At 62.0% G+C, this 15,640-nt stretch carries 19 protein-coding genes; 10 read left to right on the top strand and 9 right to left on the bottom strand.

Features of this window, described 5'->3' with window-relative positions:
• Positions 1-2: 2 nt before the first annotated feature.
• Together sstT and ACF8R4_RS07750 are read left to right on the top strand one after the other, a co-directional pair.
• Positions 3-1,214 carry a serine/threonine transporter SstT gene (gene sstT, locus ACF8R4_RS07755; protein ID WP_186722877.1) on the top strand — a complete coding sequence of 404 codons (1,212 nt, stop codon included), beginning with the start codon at positions 3-5 and terminating at the stop codon, positions 1,212-1,214.
• 88 nt (positions 1,215-1,302) lie between these two features.
• Entirely contained in the window at positions 1,303-1,950 is a 648-nt protein-coding gene (locus ACF8R4_RS07750) for a YceH family protein (RefSeq protein WP_060497614.1), read from the top strand.
• 4 nt (positions 1,951-1,954) lie between these two features.
• Here ACF8R4_RS07750 and ACF8R4_RS07745 read toward each other — a convergent pair whose 3' ends face one another.
• The 8 genes from ACF8R4_RS07745 to ACF8R4_RS07710 form a co-directional block, all read right to left on the bottom strand.
• The gene (locus tag ACF8R4_RS07745) at positions 1,955-2,143 is read right to left on the bottom strand and encodes a hypothetical protein (protein WP_043199601.1); all 189 of its coding nucleotides are present in this window, start codon (positions 2,141-2,143) and stop codon (positions 1,955-1,957) included.
• Positions 2,144-2,310: 167 nt separating this feature from the next.
• A complete protein-coding gene (ahpF, locus tag ACF8R4_RS07740; RefSeq protein WP_025753711.1) occupies positions 2,311-3,873 on the bottom strand; it encodes an alkyl hydroperoxide reductase subunit F in 1,563 nt (520 codons plus the stop codon).
• 126 nt (positions 3,874-3,999) lie between these two features.
• A complete protein-coding gene (gene ahpC, locus ACF8R4_RS07735) occupies positions 4,000-4,563 on the bottom strand; it encodes an alkyl hydroperoxide reductase subunit C (RefSeq protein ID WP_003250537.1) in 564 nt (187 codons plus the stop codon).
• 206 nt (positions 4,564-4,769) lie between these two features.
• A complete protein-coding gene (gene gorA / locus ACF8R4_RS07730; protein WP_392492038.1) occupies positions 4,770-6,125 on the bottom strand; it encodes a glutathione-disulfide reductase in 1,356 nt (451 codons plus the stop codon).
• Positions 6,126-6,222: 97 nt separating this feature from the next.
• A complete protein-coding gene (gene galU, locus ACF8R4_RS07725; RefSeq protein WP_016711416.1) occupies positions 6,223-7,062 on the bottom strand; it encodes a UTP--glucose-1-phosphate uridylyltransferase GalU in 840 nt (279 codons plus the stop codon).
• 251 nt (positions 7,063-7,313) lie between these two features.
• On the bottom strand, positions 7,314-8,228 hold the full coding sequence (locus ACF8R4_RS07720) for a c-type cytochrome (RefSeq protein WP_060497616.1): 915 nt from the start codon (positions 8,226-8,228) through the stop codon (positions 7,314-7,316).
• Positions 8,225-8,875, bottom strand: coding sequence for a cytochrome c (locus tag ACF8R4_RS07715; protein WP_060497617.1), 651 nt, complete (start codon positions 8,873-8,875; stop codon positions 8,225-8,227). The genes ACF8R4_RS07720 and ACF8R4_RS07715 overlap by 4 nt, the downstream gene beginning before the upstream one ends.
• A gap of 77 nt (positions 8,876-8,952) precedes the next feature.
• Positions 8,953-9,312 (bottom strand): hypothetical protein, encoded by a 360-nt coding sequence (locus tag ACF8R4_RS07710; protein WP_060497618.1) that lies wholly within the window; start codon positions 9,310-9,312, stop codon positions 8,953-8,955.
• Between the two features lie 159 nt (positions 9,313-9,471).
• Here ACF8R4_RS07710 and ACF8R4_RS07705 point away from each other — a divergent pair, with 159 nt between their 5' ends.
• The 8 genes from ACF8R4_RS07705 to csrA all read left to right on the top strand — a co-directional run bounded on the left by ACF8R4_RS07705 (position 9,472) and on the right by csrA (position 15,231).
• Entirely contained in the window at positions 9,472-9,774 is a 303-nt protein-coding gene (locus ACF8R4_RS07705; protein ID WP_003250918.1) for a DUF1883 domain-containing protein, read from the top strand.
• A 7-nt stretch (positions 9,775-9,781) separates the two neighbouring features.
• On the top strand, positions 9,782-9,952 hold the full coding sequence (locus ACF8R4_RS07700) for a hypothetical protein (protein ID WP_164524776.1): 171 nt from the start codon (positions 9,782-9,784) through the stop codon (positions 9,950-9,952).
• A gap of 51 nt (positions 9,953-10,003) precedes the next feature.
• Positions 10,004-11,080 carry a nitronate monooxygenase family protein gene (locus tag ACF8R4_RS07695; RefSeq protein ID WP_186722875.1) on the top strand — a complete coding sequence of 359 codons (1,077 nt, stop codon included), beginning with the start codon at positions 10,004-10,006 and terminating at the stop codon, positions 11,078-11,080.
• 88 nt (positions 11,081-11,168) lie between these two features.
• A complete protein-coding gene (gene modA, locus ACF8R4_RS07690) occupies positions 11,169-11,927 on the top strand; it encodes a molybdate ABC transporter substrate-binding protein (protein WP_060497620.1) in 759 nt (252 codons plus the stop codon).
• The gene (gene modB / locus ACF8R4_RS07685) at positions 11,927-12,607 is read left to right on the top strand and encodes a molybdate ABC transporter permease subunit (protein WP_060497621.1); all 681 of its coding nucleotides are present in this window, start codon (positions 11,927-11,929) and stop codon (positions 12,605-12,607) included. Before modA ends, modB begins: the two co-directional genes overlap by 1 nt.
• Before the next feature lies 1 nt (position 12,608).
• Positions 12,609-13,700: a molybdenum ABC transporter ATP-binding protein gene (gene modC, locus ACF8R4_RS07680; RefSeq protein WP_200928556.1), complete on the top strand. Its 1,092-nt coding sequence runs from the start codon at positions 12,609-12,611 to the stop codon at positions 13,698-13,700.
• Between the two features lie 57 nt (positions 13,701-13,757).
• Positions 13,758-14,780 carry a DNA topoisomerase IB gene (locus tag ACF8R4_RS07675; protein ID WP_104834443.1) on the top strand — a complete coding sequence of 341 codons (1,023 nt, stop codon included), beginning with the start codon at positions 13,758-13,760 and terminating at the stop codon, positions 14,778-14,780.
• A 253-nt stretch (positions 14,781-15,033) separates the two neighbouring features.
• A complete protein-coding gene (gene csrA, locus ACF8R4_RS07670; RefSeq protein WP_004375914.1) occupies positions 15,034-15,231 on the top strand; it encodes a carbon storage regulator CsrA in 198 nt (65 codons plus the stop codon).
• A 45-nt stretch (positions 15,232-15,276) separates the two neighbouring features.
• Here csrA and ACF8R4_RS07665 read toward each other — a convergent pair whose 3' ends face one another.
• A complete protein-coding gene (locus tag ACF8R4_RS07665; RefSeq protein WP_104834442.1) occupies positions 15,277-15,630 on the bottom strand; it encodes a response regulator in 354 nt (117 codons plus the stop codon).
• Positions 15,631-15,640 lie beyond the last annotated feature (10 nt).

Genomic DNA, 15,640 nt, shown 5'->3' with positions numbered 1-15,640 from the left:
ACATGTCCCCTGTACTTCGCCTACTCAACCGAACCAGCCTGGTGACGCAGATCGTCATTGGCCTGCTTGCCGGTATTGCACTGGCCCTGCTGGCGCCCGCCATGGCCCTGGACCTTGCCTTTCTCGGCAAACTGTTCGTCAGCGCGCTGAAAGCGGTAGCGCCGGTCCTGGTGTTCATCCTGGTCATGGCCTCGATCGCGAATCACCGCCACGGTCAGGAAACCCACATTCGGCCAATTCTGTGGCTGTACCTGCTAGGCACTTTTGCCGCGGCGGCTGTGGCGGTCGTTGCCAGCATGCTGTTCCCTTCCACGCTGGCACTGAGCGCGGGTGATGCCACACTGGCGGCTCCGGGAGGCATCAGCGAGGTTCTGCAGAACCTGGTGCTCAGCGCAGTGGACAACCCGGTCAACGCGCTGCTCAGCGGTAATTTCATCGGCATCCTGAGCTGGGCCATCGGCCTGGGCGTTGCGCTGCGCCATGCCAGCCCGGCCACCCGCACGGTCGTGGAAGACTTGTCCAATGGCGTGACCCTGATCGTGCGCGTGGTCATCCGTTTCGCCCCGCTGGGCATCTTTGGCCTGGTCAGCGCCACCCTGGCGCAGTCTGGCCTGGACGCTCTGCTCGGCTACCTGCACCTTCTTGCAGTCCTGATCGGCTGCATGCTGTTCGTTGCGCTGATCATGAACCCACTGATCGTGTTCTGGAAAATCCGCCGCAACCCCTACCCACTCACCCTGCTGTGCCTGCGCGAAAGCGGCATTACCGCGTTCTTCACCCGTAGCTCGGCGGCCAACATCCCGGTCAACCTGGCCCTGTCGGAGCGCCTTGGCCTGCATGAAGATACCTATTCGGTCTCGATCCCGCTGGGTGCCACCATCAACATGGCCGGTGCCGCCATTACCATCACCGTGCTGACCCTGGCAGCGGTACACACCCTGGGTATCCAGGTGGACCTGCCAACTGCCGTGCTGCTCAGCGTGGTGGCTGCGATATGTGCCTGCGGCGCATCGGGTGTGGCAGGTGGTTCGCTGTTGTTGATTCCACTGGCGTGCAGCCTGTTTGGTATCCCCAGTGAAATTGCCATGCAAGTGGTAGCGGTGGGCTTCATTATCGGTGTGCTGCAGGATTCGGCCGAAACGGCGCTGAATTCTTCGACCGATGTGCTGTTCACTGCAGCGGCGTGCCAGGCAGAAGAGCGGCGCAGCGCTTGAGATTGTCGGGGCCGCATCGCGGCCCCAATTGCTATACACCGTGGCATTACCTACCCTAGTGGCCTTTCCCCAGCAATGAGACAGGGCCATGTCAGAACACGAAACCGCAGGTGAAGGCCGCTTCAACAGCATCGAGATCCGCGTTCTCGGCTCACTGATCGAAAAGCAGGCCACCAGCCCGGAAAGCTACCCACTGACCCTCAATGCCCTGGTCCTGGCCTGCAACCAGAAGACCAGCCGCGAGCCGGTGATGAACCTTACACAAGGCCAGGTCGGCCAGGCCCTGCGTGCCCTCGAAGGGCAAGACATGACCCGCCTGCAGATGGGCAGCCGTGCCGATCGCTGGGAACAGCGGGTAGACAAGGCCCTGGAGCTGGTACCGGCCCAACTGGTGCTGATGGGCTTGATGTTCCTGCGCGGCCCGCAAACCCTCAACGAACTGCTGACCCGCAGTAACCGCCTGCACGACTTCGACGACACCGAACAGATCCAGCACCAGCTGGAACGCCTGATATCGCGGGATCTGGCCTTGCACCTGCCGCGCCAGGCCGGCCAGCGTGAAGACCGCTACACCCATGCATTGGGTGACCCGGCGGAAATCGAGGCGATCCTCGCTGCACGCCAGCAGGAAGGTGGCGTGCGCAGCAGTGGCGCCAGTGTGTCGGAAGAACGGATCGAAGCCCTGGAAGCCCGCATTGCGGCGCTGGAGGCGCGCCTGGCCGAGCTGGAAGGCTGAGCCGTCACGGCTCGCGGTCGGGGAAGTTGCGGCAGCTCTTGCGTTCGGCCAGCTCCCTGTCACTGGGGCGCTGGTCGACGAACACGGTGCGGCCGTCGGCGTAGATTTCCAGGTAACCCCAGTGCAGGTCCTGTTCTTTCTGCCCGGGCTTTGGAGGGACTAACCACCAGGGTTCGCGGCTGATCAGGGTCATGAGAGTTGTTCCTGAGGGATCTGCAGTAAGCATAGACACCTTCAAGTACAACTTTGCCAATACCAGCCCTTTCGCGGGCAAGCCCGCTCCCACAGTGACTGCCACAACATCAAGGTGTGTGCAGTACTTGTGGGAGCGGGCTTGCCCGCGAAGAGGCCGGTACGGGCTTACGCCGGCGCCGAAGTCCGGATCAGGTGGTCGAAGGCTGCCAGCGAGGCCTTGGCCCCCTCGCCCACCGCAATCACGATCTGCTTGTACGGCACGGTGGTCACGTCACCCGCCGCAAACACACCCGGGATGCTGGTCTGGCCCTTGGCATCGACGATGATCTCACCACGCGGCGACAGCTCGACGGTGCCTTTCAGCCAGTCGGTGTTCGGCAGCAGGCCGATCTGCACGAAGATACCTTCCAGCGCCACTTCATGCTGTTCATCGGTGGTACGGTCCTTGTAGCGCAGGCCGGTCACTTTCTCACCATTGCCCAGCACTTCGGTGGTCAGTGCGCTGGTGATCACTTTCACGTTCGGCAAGCTGTGCAGTTTGCGCTGTAACACCGCATCGGCCCGCAGCTGGCTGTCGAACTCGATCAGCGTCACCTGGGCGACGATACCGGCCAGGTCGATGGCCGCTTCCACGCCCGAGTTGCCACCACCGATCACCGCTACACGCTTGCCCTTGAACAGCGGGCCGTCACAATGCGGGCAGTAGGCGACACCACGGGCGCGGTATTCCTGCTCGCCCGGCACATTCATTTCGCGCCAGCGGGCGCCGGTGGCCAGGATCACGGTCTTGGCCTTGAGCGATGCGCCGCCGGCCAGGCGTACTTCATGCAGGCCGCCATCGGTGGCCGGGATCAGTGCTTCGCCGCGCTGCAGGTTCATGATGTCCACGTCGTACTGCTTGACGTGCTCTTCCAGCGCCGTGGCCAACTTCGGCCCTTCGGTTTCCTGCACCGAGATGAAGTTCTCGATGGCCAGGGTATCGAGCACCTGGCCGCCGAAACGCTCGGCGGCGACGCCGGTGCGGATGCCTTTACGTGCGGCGTAGATGGCTGCTGCCGCGCCGGCTGGGCCACCGCCGACCACCAGCACATCAAAGGCGTCCTTGGCGTTGATCTTCTCGGCCTGGCGAGCACCGGCGTTGGTGTCGATCTTGCCTAGGATTTCTTCCAGGCCCATACGGCCCTGGCCAAACACTTCACCGTTCAGGTAGATGCTCGGCACCGCCATGATCTTGCGCGCTTCCACTTCTGCCTGGAACAACGCACCGTCGATGGCCACATGGCGCACATTAGGGTTCAACACCGCCATCAGGTTAAGCGCCTGAACCACATCCGGGCAGTTCTGGCACGACAGCGAGAAGTAGGTTTCGAAGGTGAACTCGCCTTCCAGCGCCTGGATCTGCTCGATCACTTCGGCACTGGCCTTGGACGGGTGGCCGCCGACTTGCAGCAGCGCCAGCACCAGCGAGGTGAATTCGTGACCCATGGGGATACCTGCAAAGCGCAGGCTGATCTCGCCATTGGGGCGATTGAGCGAGAACGATGGACGACGGGCGTCATCACCATCCGCGCGCAGGGTAATCAAGGTTGACAGGCTGGCAATTTCCACCAGCAGGTCATGCAATTCGCGGGACTTCGCGCCGTCGTCGAGGGAGGCAACGATCTCGATCGGCTGGGTGACCCGCTCCAGGTAGGTTTTCAGTTGCGATTTAAGCGTGGCGTCCAACATACGGGCGATTCCTTTTTTCAAAACTCGGATACAAAAACGCCCAGGCGAGGTCGCCCGGGCGCTTTTACGGGGCGGTGACTACTTCAGCTTTGGCGGCTGGCTACCGCCCACGACATGCACATAGCCTTAGATCTTGCCGACCAGGTCCAGCGATGGCGCCAGGGTGGCTTCGCCTTCTTTCCACTTGGCCGGGCACACTTCGCCTGGGTGAGCGGCAACGTACTGGGCAGCCTTCACTTTACGCAGCAGTTCGGCAGCATCGCGGCCTACACCACCGTCGTTCAGTTCGACGATCTTGATCTGGCCTTCCGGGTTGATCACGAAGGTACCGCGATCGGCCAGGCCGGCTTCTTCGATCAGCACGTCGAAGTTGCGCGAGATGACGTGGGTCGGGTCACCGATCAGCGGGTATTCGATCTTGCCGATGGTGTCCGAGGTGTCGTGCCAGGCTTTGTGGGTGAAGTGGGTGTCGGTGGACACACCGTAGATTTCCACGCCCAGTTTCTGGAACTCGGCGTAGTTGTCAGCAAGGTCACCCAGCTCGGTCGGGCATACGAAGGTGAAGTCGGCCGGGTAGAAGAACACGACAGACCACTTGCCTTTCAGGTCGGCTTCGCTGACCTGAACGAACTCGCCTTTGTGGTAGGCAGTGGCGTTGAACGGTTTGACCTGGCTGTTGATGATTGGCATGAGAGACGCTCCTTCATGGGGTTGGAATCAGTTGATGGATAGAATCCTAACTAATCATCCCGCAGATGGCTCATTGGCAAAGCTCATGCTTGCGATTGGTTTTGGCTATAACCGGGGTTTATTAATAGAAGGGAATCGGCTGAGCAAAGGATTGCGGGGTGCGTTTGGGCCTCATTGCCGGCAAGCCAGCAACGAGGCCGTTAGCATCAGCGGGTCACGGTGCGCATGGTCACGAACTCTTCAGCCGCCGTCGGGTGGACGCCGATGGTCTCGTCGAACTGTTGCTTGGTCGCACCGGCCTTCAGGGCAATGCCCAGGCCCTGGATGATCTCGCCAGCGTCAGGGCCCACCATGTGGCAACCCAGCACCTTGTCGGTGTCGGCATCGACCACCAGCTTCATCAGGGTCTTTTCCTGGATGTCGGTGAGTGTCAGCTTCATGGCGCGGAAGCGGCTTTCGAACACCTGCACCTTATGCCCGGCCTCCAGCGCCTGCTCCTCGGTCAGGCCGACAGTACCAATAGGCGGCTGGCTGAACACCGCAGTCGGAATGTTCTGGTAATCCACCGGGCGGTATTGCTCTGGCTTGAACAAGCGACGTGCCACCGCCATGCCCTCGGCCAAGGCCACGGGGGTCAGCTGAACACGGCCGATGACATCGCCAATGGCCAGAATCGACGGGGCGGTAGTCTGGTACTGGTCATCGACGCGAATGTAACCGCGTGGATCCAGCTCTACGCCCGTGTTCTCCAGGCCCAGGTTGTCCAGCATCGGGCGCCGGCCTGTGGCGTAGAACACACAATCTGCCACCAATTCGCGGCCGTCTTTCAACGTGGCCTTGAGGCTGCCATCTTCCAGCTTGTCGATGCGTTGGATGTCGGCGTTGAACTCCAGGTTCAGGCCGCGCTTTTCCAGCTCTTCCTTCAAGTGCGTGCGCACCGAGCCATCGAAGCCGCGCAGGAACAGGTCGCCTCGATAGAGCAGCGTGGTATCGGCCCCCAGGCCCTGGAAGATACCGGCGAACTCGACGGCGATGTAACCGCCCCCCACAACCAACACCCGTCGTGGCAGGTCCTTGAGGTAGAAGGCTTCGTTGGAGGTGATGGCCAGCTCCTTGCCCGGGATCTCCGGCACCTGTGGCCAGCCACCGGTGGCGATCAGGATATGCTCGGCCGTATAGCGCTGGCCTTCGACCTCCACTTCATTGGCGCCGGTCAGCCGCGCATGGCCCTGCAGCAGGGTCACACCGCTATTGACCAACAGGTTGCGGTAGATGCCGTTGAGGCGCTCGATCTCGCGATTCTTGTTGGCAATCAGGGTACCCCAGTCGAAATGCCCCTCTTCCAAGGTCCAGCCAAACCCTGCGGCCTGCTCGAGCTCGTCAGCGACATGCGCGCCGTACACCAGCAACTTTTTCGGTACACAGCCAACGTTGACGCAGGTACCGCCCAGGTAGCGGCTTTCGGCCACAGCCACCTTTGCGCCAAAGCCGGCGGCAAAGCGCGCCGCGCGCACACCGCCAGAACCGGCGCCAATCACAAACAGATCAAAATCGTAGGCCATGTATTCAGTCTCCTAGGCAGGCGCCCAGCATAACGCCGTTGGCCGCCGCAAACAAAAAAGCCACCCCGAAGGGTGGCTCCTGTACCAGCAGGGCTTATCAGTAAGCCTTGCCAGCCTTGTAGAAGTTCTCGAAGCAGAAGTTGGTCGCCTCGATGTAGCCCTCGGCACCACCGCAGTCGAAACGCTTGCCCTTGAACTTGTAGGCAATCACGTTGCCTTCGGCCGCTTGCTTCATCAGGGCGTCGGTGATCTGGATCTCGCCACCTTTGCCCGGTTCTGTCTGTTCGATCTTCTCGAAAATGTCCGGGGTCAGGATGTAACGGCCGATGATCGCCAGGTTGGACGGCGCATCTTCAGGCTTGGGCTTCTCAACCATGGCGTCGACACGGAAGATGCCGTCCTTGATTTCTTCACCGGCGATGACGCCGTACTTGTTGGTTTCCTGCGGATCGACTTCCTGGATGGCGACGATCGAGCAGCGGTACTTCTTGTACAGCGCAACCATCTGCGCCAGCACGCCTTCACCTTCGAGGTTGACGCACAGGTCATCCGCCAGCACCACGGCGAACGGCTCGTCGCCGATCAGCGGGCGACCGGTCAGGATGGCGTGGCCCAGGCCTTTCATTTCGGTCTGGCGGGTGTAGGAGAACGAGCACTCGTCGAGCAAGCGACGGATACCGACCAGGTATTTTTCCTTGTCGGTGCCCTTGATCTGGTTTTCCAGCTCGTAGCTGATGTCGAAGTGGTCTTCCAGCGCGCGTTTGCCGCGACCGGTCACGATGGAGATCTCGTTCAGACCAGCATCCAATGCTTCTTCAACGCCATACTGGATCAGTGGCTTGTTGACCACCGGCAGCATTTCCTTGGGCATGGCTTTGGTAGCGGGCAGGAAGCGAGTGCCGTAGCCGGCTGCCGGGAACAAGCATTTCTTGATCATAAACGTCCTTACAAAAGGCTAGGCCTGTGGAATTCGGCGCAGTCTAATCAGGCGGCAGTCACCTTACAATGCCCCCCGGTATCGACCGATGCCATCATAGAGATATCCCAGTGTAGATAGTTCCGGGGGATCGTAAATATTACGGCCATACATGACGGATGGATGACAGCAAAATGATGTTGCCCGTACCGGCCTTTTCGCGGGTTTAGCGAGGCATCGAACCGCCGCGAAGAGGCCGGCACAGGCCCCCATCAACTGCCCGTGCCCTGGCCGACCAGCACCCCGTCAACCTTCTGCCCGTATAGGTTCACGCCATCATTGGCATGAAACTTCACCCGCGTCTTCTCGATGGAGCCTTCCACCAGACGTGGGTCCTGAGGCCGCTCATGGCGGTTGATCCACGCCGCCACGTCCCAAGCCTGCTGGTCACTGAGGCTGCCCGGTTTGCCCAGCGGCATGTTGTACTTGATGAACGACGCCGCCGTGTTGATACGGTGCATGCCGGCGCCCCAGTTGTAGGAATCCTTGCCCCACAGCGGTGGCATCACGTATTCGCCCGCCACCTTCTGCCCTTCGCCGCTGTCACCGTGGCAAATCGCGCATTGCTCGCGGTACACCTGCTGGCCACGCTTGAAGTCGTAGCCGCCCTTGGGTGGCGGCACCTCAGGGTAGCCACGCCCGGCAATCTCCACGCCGGTGGGTGCCTTGGTCGAAAGCCAGTACGAGTACACGGCCAGCGCCGTCATCTGCGGGCTGTCGGCAGCAGGCGGCTTGCCGTTCATGCTGAACTGGAAACACCCTTGGATGCGCTCGGCGTAGGTGTTCACCTTGTCATTCTTCTTGCGGTACGCGGGGTACATCGGGTAAGCGCCCCACAACGGTGCCGAATGGGCTAGCCGCCCCTGATCAAGGTGGCAGTTGCTGCAGTTCATGCCGTTGCCCACGGCCTCTGGCATCAGGCGACGGGTGTCGACGAACAAGGCATGGCCTTCACGCACTGTCTTGCCAAAGGCATTGTCAGGCAACTCGCTTTCGGCGGGCGGCATGAACTGCGGCGCCACCTGCACATCGGGCACCTTCAGCTGCGACTGGTCTTCCATGGCGATCGGCGCGGCTTGGGCGCTGCCCATGGCCAGCAGCAACAAGGCTGGAATCATCGGTTTCATGGCTTGACCTCCTGGCTGACGGGGTGGGCGAAGAACTCGGCAACGGCCTTGATCTCGTCATCGGTCATGGCCTTGGCCACGCCCACCATCAGCTGGTTGGGGTCATTGCTGCGGCTACCGTCGCGCCAGGCATTGAGCTGCGCCACCAGGTAGCTGGCGGGCTGGCCGGCCAAGGGCGGGAAGTGTTCGCCGACCCCGCCGCCACCGGGGCCATGGCATTGCACGCAGCCGGGAATCTGCCGACTCCAGTCGCCGTACAGGGCCATGCGAGTGGTAGGGTCATCGGCCATCTGCTGGCGGCGCAGGTCGCCAACGGGGTCTGCCGGCAGGCTGGCCAGGTACAGGCTGACCGCCTTGATTTCATCTTCGCTCAGGGCCTTGGCCAACGGCTCCATCACCGGCTGCTTGCGGCTGCCGTTGCGCCAGTCATGCAGTTGCTTGCTGAGGTAACCGGCCGGTAGCCCGGCCAAACGAGGAAAGCCGGCAGCAGCAATACCCTTGCCGTCCGGGCCATGGCAGCCGAGGCAGGCCATGGCGGCGGGGTTGGCCCCACCCTGGGTGAAGATTTTCTGGCCATCGGCGGCATGCGCCGTCGGCCAGGCCAGGATCAGCAGGCTGCCGATCACGACGCGTCTCAACGGTGTCATCACGAAACTCCTTCTCTTTTGTTATATGTTTAGGCTTAAAACATATAAGCAAAGAGCGGAAGGTCCGTTGCCTCAGATCAATTTCCGGAGATGCACTGGGTGGCTGCGGTACGCACATCGCCCAGGCGCAGGGGGAAGTTGTTCAGCCGCTCGTGCAGCTTGATGCTGCTACCGCTGCCACGCTTGTCGATATCCACAAGCGCCGCCGGCCCGGCACCCGACGTGAGTTTTTGCGGCACGATCAGCCGCAGGCCGTCACCGCGCTGCTCTTCAGTCAGCGGGTCGCGGGTATCGGCCAGCTTCTGCTTGACGCAGTCGGCATATTCACGCGGGCTCTTGCCAGAAATCACATCCAGCGTTTCGCGTGATTGCTCCAGCTCCGTAACGCTCACGCAGCCACCGAGCGTCACCGCTAACGCGGCCACCATCCACTTCATTTGCAACACCTCTGCCTTCAAGAGTTCGGTTCGACCACAGCCGGGCGGTTTTGCTCCCTGCTTTGGCAGAATTATCTGCGCCGGGTGAACAGCGCGGCAGTGTAACGGCACATCGTGGTATCGTTTGCGTTTGCAGATCCAAACCTTGCGGAGCATCACATGAAATTCGTACACCAGCGCGAGCACCTGAACGAGGACGACATCGTCGTCATCGAGTGCTCCCAGCGCTGCAATATCCGCCTGATGAACGACGCCAACTTCCGCAGCTTCAAGAATGGCGGCCGTCACACTTACCACGGCGGCCATTTCGAGAAGTTCCCGGCGAAAATCACCGTACCCAGCACGGGCTTCTGGAACATCACCATCGATACCGTCACCACCCGCCCGATCTCGGTCACCCGCAAGCCGACCCTGACCCACAAGATCAAGATCATCCGCCGTTCGTCGTCGAAACTCAGATAAGGCCCCCATGACCCAGACCATCAAGTACGTCATCAAATACAAGCTCGACGGCCAGCGCCGCTGGGACTTCGCACTCATGCAGGATGCCTCTCAGGAGCAAGCCCTGGAAGCCCTGCGCAAGATCCACGGCGAAGACGCCGAGAAGATCAGCGACATCCAGGTCAGCAAGGCCTTGTAAAACCCGCTTCAAGCCCCTGTAGCGCCGCCCGCCCCGCACATGGAGAACCGCATGAGCCATTGGCCCGACCGCCGAATCCTCGATCTGCTGGGCATCGAGCTGCCCATTCTCCAGGCCCCCATGGCCGGTGCGACAGGCTCGCCCATGGCCATCGCCGTGGGCCTGGCAGGCGGGCTGGGCGCCCTGCCCTGCGCCATGCTTACCGGCGAACAGATACGTGCGGAAATCGCCGCATTGCGCGCCGGTTGCCCGGGCCGCCCGCTGAACCTGAACTTCTTCTGCCACCAGCCACCCGCGCCCGACAGCGCGCGCGATGTACGCTGGAAGCAGGCCCTGGCCCGTTATTACAATGAAACAGGGGCCGACTTTTCGGCGCCCACGCCGGTGTCCAACCGTGCGCCGTTCGATGAGCAAAGCTGCCAACTGGTCGAGCAACTGCGCCCGGAAGTGGTCAGCTTTCACTTTGGCCTGCCGCAGGCTGAACTGCTGCAACGGGTGAAGGCCAGCGGTGCCAAGGTACTGTCCAGCGCCACCACGGTGGAAGAAGCGGTTTGGCTGGAGCGCCACGGCTGTGACGCGATCATCGCCATGGGGTATGAAGCCGGCGGCCACCGCGGCATGTTCCTTAGCGATGACATCACCAGCCAGATCGGCACCTTCGCCCTGGTGCCGCAGGTAGTGGATGCGGTCAGTGTGCCGGTCATCGCCGCTGGCGGTATCGGTGACCACCGCGGCCTGGTGGCGGCACTGGCGTTGGGCGCGTCGGCTGTTCAGATCGGAACCGCTTATCTGTTCTGCCCCGAGGCCAAGGTTTCGCCGGCTCATCGCAAAGCCCTGGACAGTGCCTCTGCCAGCGACACCGCGTTGACCAACCTGTTTACCGGGCGCCCGGCGCGTGGCATCAACAACCGCATCATGCGTGAGCTGGGGCCGATGAGCGCGCTTGCACCGCGCTTCCCGCTGGCGGGTGGAGCATTGATGCCACTGCGGGCGATTGCCGAGCCGCAGGGCAACAGTGATTTCAGCAACTTGTGGTCGGGGCAGGCGCTGCGGCTGGGCCGGCACATGCCGGCCGGGGATTTGACCCGGGCGATTGCCGAACAGGCACTGGCCGTGGTTTATCGTTAGGCTTCTTCAGCAGGCTGGCCCTCTTCCCGGCAAATGGCCTATCGCTATATAGTTCAGGACATAACGATAACCCCAAGGAGCTGTTTTCATGCGTATCCGCCCGTCCCACCTGGCCTTCACCGCCCTGGCCAGCCTGTTCGCCTTCAACACGGCCTGGGCCGATGAGGTTCAGGTCGCGGTCGCAGCCAACTTCACAGCCCCTATCCAGGCCATTGCCAAAGCCTTCGAGAAAGACACCGGCCACAAGCTGGTCGCGGCCTACGGCGCCACCGGGCAGTTCTATGCCCAGATCAAGAACGGCGCACCGTTCGAAGTGTTCCTTGCCGCTGACGACACCACCCCGAAAAAGCTTGAAGACGAAAAAGAAATCGTCCCCGGTTCGCGCTTTACCTACGCCATCGGCACCCTCGCCCTGTGGTCGGCCAAAGAAGGCTACGTAGATGCCAAGGGTGAAGTACTGAAGAAAAACACCTACCAGCACTTGTCGATCGCCAACCCGAAAGCGGCACCCTACGGCCTGGCCGCCACCCAGGTGCTGGACAAGCTGAAGCTCACCGAAGCCACCAAAGGCAAGATCGTCGAAGGCCAGAACATCACCCAGGCCTTCCAGTTCGTCTCCACCGGCAATGCCGAGCTGGGCTTCGTCGCCCTGTCGCAGATCTACAAGGACGGCAAGGTGACCAGTGGCTCGGCCTGGATCGTGCCAGCCAACCTGCACGACCCGATCCGCCAGGACGCCGTAATCCTCAACAAAGGCAAGGACAACGCCGCCGCCAAGGCGCTGGTGGAATACCTTAAAGGCCCAAAAGCCGCAGCGGTAATCAAGTCCTACGGCTATGAAATCTGATGCCACTGGATGCCAGTGACCTGGGGGCAATCTGGCTGACCGTTAAACTGGCCAGCCTGACCACCCTGATCCTGCTGATTATCGGCACACCCATCGCCTGGTGGCTGGCGCGCACGCGCTCATGGCTGCGCGGGCCGGTGGGTGCGGTGGTGGCACTGCCGCTGGTGCTGCCACCGACGGTGATCGGCTTTTACCTGCTGATCGCCCTCGGCCCGCACGGCTGGCTCGGTCAGGCCACCCAGGCGCTTGGCCTGGGCAGCGTGGTGTTCAGCTTCACGGGCCTGGTGATCGGTTCGACGGTGTATTCCATGCCGTTCGTGGTGCAGCCGTTGCAAAATGCCTTTGGTGCGATCGGCCAGCGTCCACTGGAAGTCGCTGCCACCCTGCGCGCCAGCCCGTGGGACACCTTCGTGCATGTGGTGCTGCCACTGGCCCGGCCTGGCTTCGTCACCGCCAGCATTCTTGGCTTTGCCCACACCGTGGGCGAGTTTGGCGTGGTGCTGATGATTGGCGGCAACATCCCCGACAAGACCCGCGTGGTTTCGGTGCAGATCTTCGATCACGTCGAGGCCATGGAGTATTCACAAGCCCACTGGCTGGCCGGTGCCATGCTGGTGTTCTCTTTCCTGGTGCTGCTCCTGTTGTACGCCGGGCGCCGTGGCAAAGCTGGCTGGAGCTGATATGACCGCATCGATTGTGGCGCGCCTGAACCTGTCGCGCGACGACTTTACCCTGGACGTCGACCTGCACCTTCCGGGGCGCGGCATCAGCGCGCTGTTCGGCCACTCGGGCTCTGGCAAGACCAGCTGCCTGCGCTGCCTGGCCGGGCTGGAACGGGCCGCCAGCGCCTACATCGAGGTTAACGGCGAAGTCTGGGAAGACAGTACCCGCCGCTACTTCCAGGCACCGCACCTGCGCCCGGTTGGCTATGTGTTCCAGGAGGCCAGCCTGTTCCCGCACCTGTCAGTGCGCGGCAACCTTGAGTTCGGCTGGCGCCGGGTGGCCGCTGCCGAACGCAAGGTCAGCCTCGACCAGGCCTGCCAGCTACTGGGTATCGGCCACCTGCTGGAACGCCGTCCCGCTACCTTGTCGGGTGGCGAAGCGCAGCGGGTGGGCATTGCCCGCGCCCTGCTCAGCAGCCCGCGCCTGCTGTTGATGGACGAGCCCCTGGCGGCCCTGGACGGGCCGCGCAAGCGCGAGATCCTGCCTTACCTTGAGCGCCTGCACGACGAACTGGACATTCCATTGGTGTATGTCAGCCACGCCCAGGATGAAGTGGCACGCTTGGCCGACCACCTGGTACTGCTGGAGCAAGGCAAGGCGGTGGCCAGCGGCGCGATCGGCGAAACCCTGGCACGCCTGGACCTGTCATTGGCCCAGGGCGAGGATGCCGGCGTCGTCTTCGACGGCATGGTGGTGGGGCATGACCCGCACTACGACCTGCTCGACCTGCGTCTGCCCGGCAGCGGCGCGCCACTGTTGCGCATCGCCCATCCGGCACATGTGATGGGCAGTACCTTGCGAGTAAAGGTGCAAGCCCGGGACGTCAGCCTGGCGCTGACGGCTGACAGCACATCGAGCATTCTCAACCGCCTGCCGGTGCGTGTGCGCGAAAGCCGCCCGGCCGATAACCCGGCCCATGTGCTGGTGAGCCTGGATGCCGGCGGCAATGCCTTGCTCGCCCGCATCACCCGCTTCTCGGCAGACCAGCTCGGCCTGCACACGGGTCAGGCGCTGTTTGCCCAGATCAAGTCGGTGGCCCTATTGCGCTGAGCATCCTTTACACGGGCGTTGTCCATTGATCAGTGACTTGATTGAGGCCTGCCGCCCATGCTCGACTGCCCCCTGCCACGCACCCTGCACTACGTTGACGACAGCCAGCCGGGCCTGACCCGGCGTCGCTGGCGCGACCGTTTCATCTACCTGGATACCGATGGCCAACGGGTGCGCGACAGCGAAACCCTCGCCCGCATCGCGTCACTGGTGATTCCGCCGGCCTACACGGATGTGTGGATATGCACCGACCCACAGGGCCACCTGCAAGCAACCGGCCGCGACGCGCGTGGCCGCAAGCAGTACCGCTACCACACGCAGTGGCGCGAGCTGCGCGACCAGCACAAGTATGGGCGTATGCTGGCCTTTGCCCAGGCCCTGCCTGCACTGCGCGCACAACTGGAGAGCCACCTGGCACGGCCAGGCCTGGACCGGGAAAAAGTGATGGCGCTGGTAGTGAGCTTGCTCGACCACACCCTGATCCGCATTGGTAATCAACGCTACCTGCGCGACAACCAGTCGTATGGCCTGACCACTCTGCGCAACCGTCATGTGCAGGTCAAAGGCAGCACTATCCGCTTCCAGTTCCGCGGCAAGCGCGGCGTGGAGCACAACGTCACCCTCAATGACCGGCGGCTTGCCAGCCTGCTCAAACGCTGCATGGAACTGCCCGGACAAGCACTGTTTCAATACCTGGATGAGGACGGCCAGCGCCACAGCGTCGGCTCCAGCGAGGTCAACCAGTTTCTGCAGCAACTGACCGGCGCCGACTTCACCGCCAAGGACTACCGCACCTGGGCCGGCAGCAGCCTGGCCCTGGACCTGCTGAAGCCCTTGGCCTGGGAGCCGGACACCGAGGCCAAACGCCAGGTCGCCGCAGCAGTCCGCCAGGTCGCCAAACGCCTTGGCAATACGCCCGCCGTGTGCAGGCGTTGTTATATCCACCCTGCGGTACTTGAACACTATGCCCAGGGGCGCCTGGCCAACTTGCCGAAAAGTCGGGTGCGCAAAGGGCTGAACCCCGAAGAAGTGGCATTACTGATATTTCTGCAGGCACTTGAGGAACAGGATGACCATTAAGCCTGTCTATTCACCTCATGATGCGAAGAAATTTCCCATTGGCCGCCAAGCCCCCTATTCTTGCCACCGAGCACCTTGACCGACAAACCGCTGACGGTTTGCTTCGGCACCTGCAACTGAAGACTCGCAACAGAATTTGTCTGTCGGGGAATTACTATCCGCCGAAAGCGTCTTTAATGAGAAGGAAGAGGGACCCGCTCCCGCCGCCACGGCAATTAGCCTGGCGGTCTTTTACATCACCAAGGAGAACTACATGCTGATACTCACCCGCAAGGTTGGCGAAAGCATCGTCATCAACGATGACATCAAAGTCACCATTCTGGGCGTCAAAGGGATGCAGGTGAGGATCGGGATCGATGCACCGAAAGATGTTCAGGTTCATCGCGAAGAAATCTTCAAGCGCATCCAGGCCGGCAGCCCGGCGCCGGAAAAGCACGACGACTCGCACTGAGCGACCTGCCTCAAGCCGCACGGACACGCTTGATCGCCCCACGCCTCAGGTGCCGAGCAGTTCGTGCACCTTGGCGATCATACAGTCCATGTCGAACGGTTTGTCGAACACGGCGGCGAACAGTTCCGGGCGTCCCTGGTTGGCCTGCGCGCCACTCATGAGGATGACCGGCAACTCGCTCAAGGCCGGGTCTTCACGCATCGAGCGCACCAGCTCTTCACCGTTTAGCAGCGGCATCATGTAATCGGTGATGACCAGCTGAACACGCTTTTCCTTGAGCGCTTCCAGCGCCTTGCAGCCGTTGCTTGCCTTTTCCACCAGGTAGCCTTCGTCCTCCAGGGCAAAACCGAGGATATCGGCAATCAGGTACTCGTCATCGACGATCAGGATGGTGTTCATGGGCCTGCTC

Source organism: Pseudomonas sp. FYR_2, from assembly GCF_043106425.1.
Taxonomy (GTDB): Bacteria; Pseudomonadota; Gammaproteobacteria; order Pseudomonadales; family Pseudomonadaceae; genus Aquipseudomonas; species Aquipseudomonas monteilii.
Note: the sequence above shows the minus strand (reverse complement) of the source record. Positions and strands in the feature narration are given on the sequence as shown.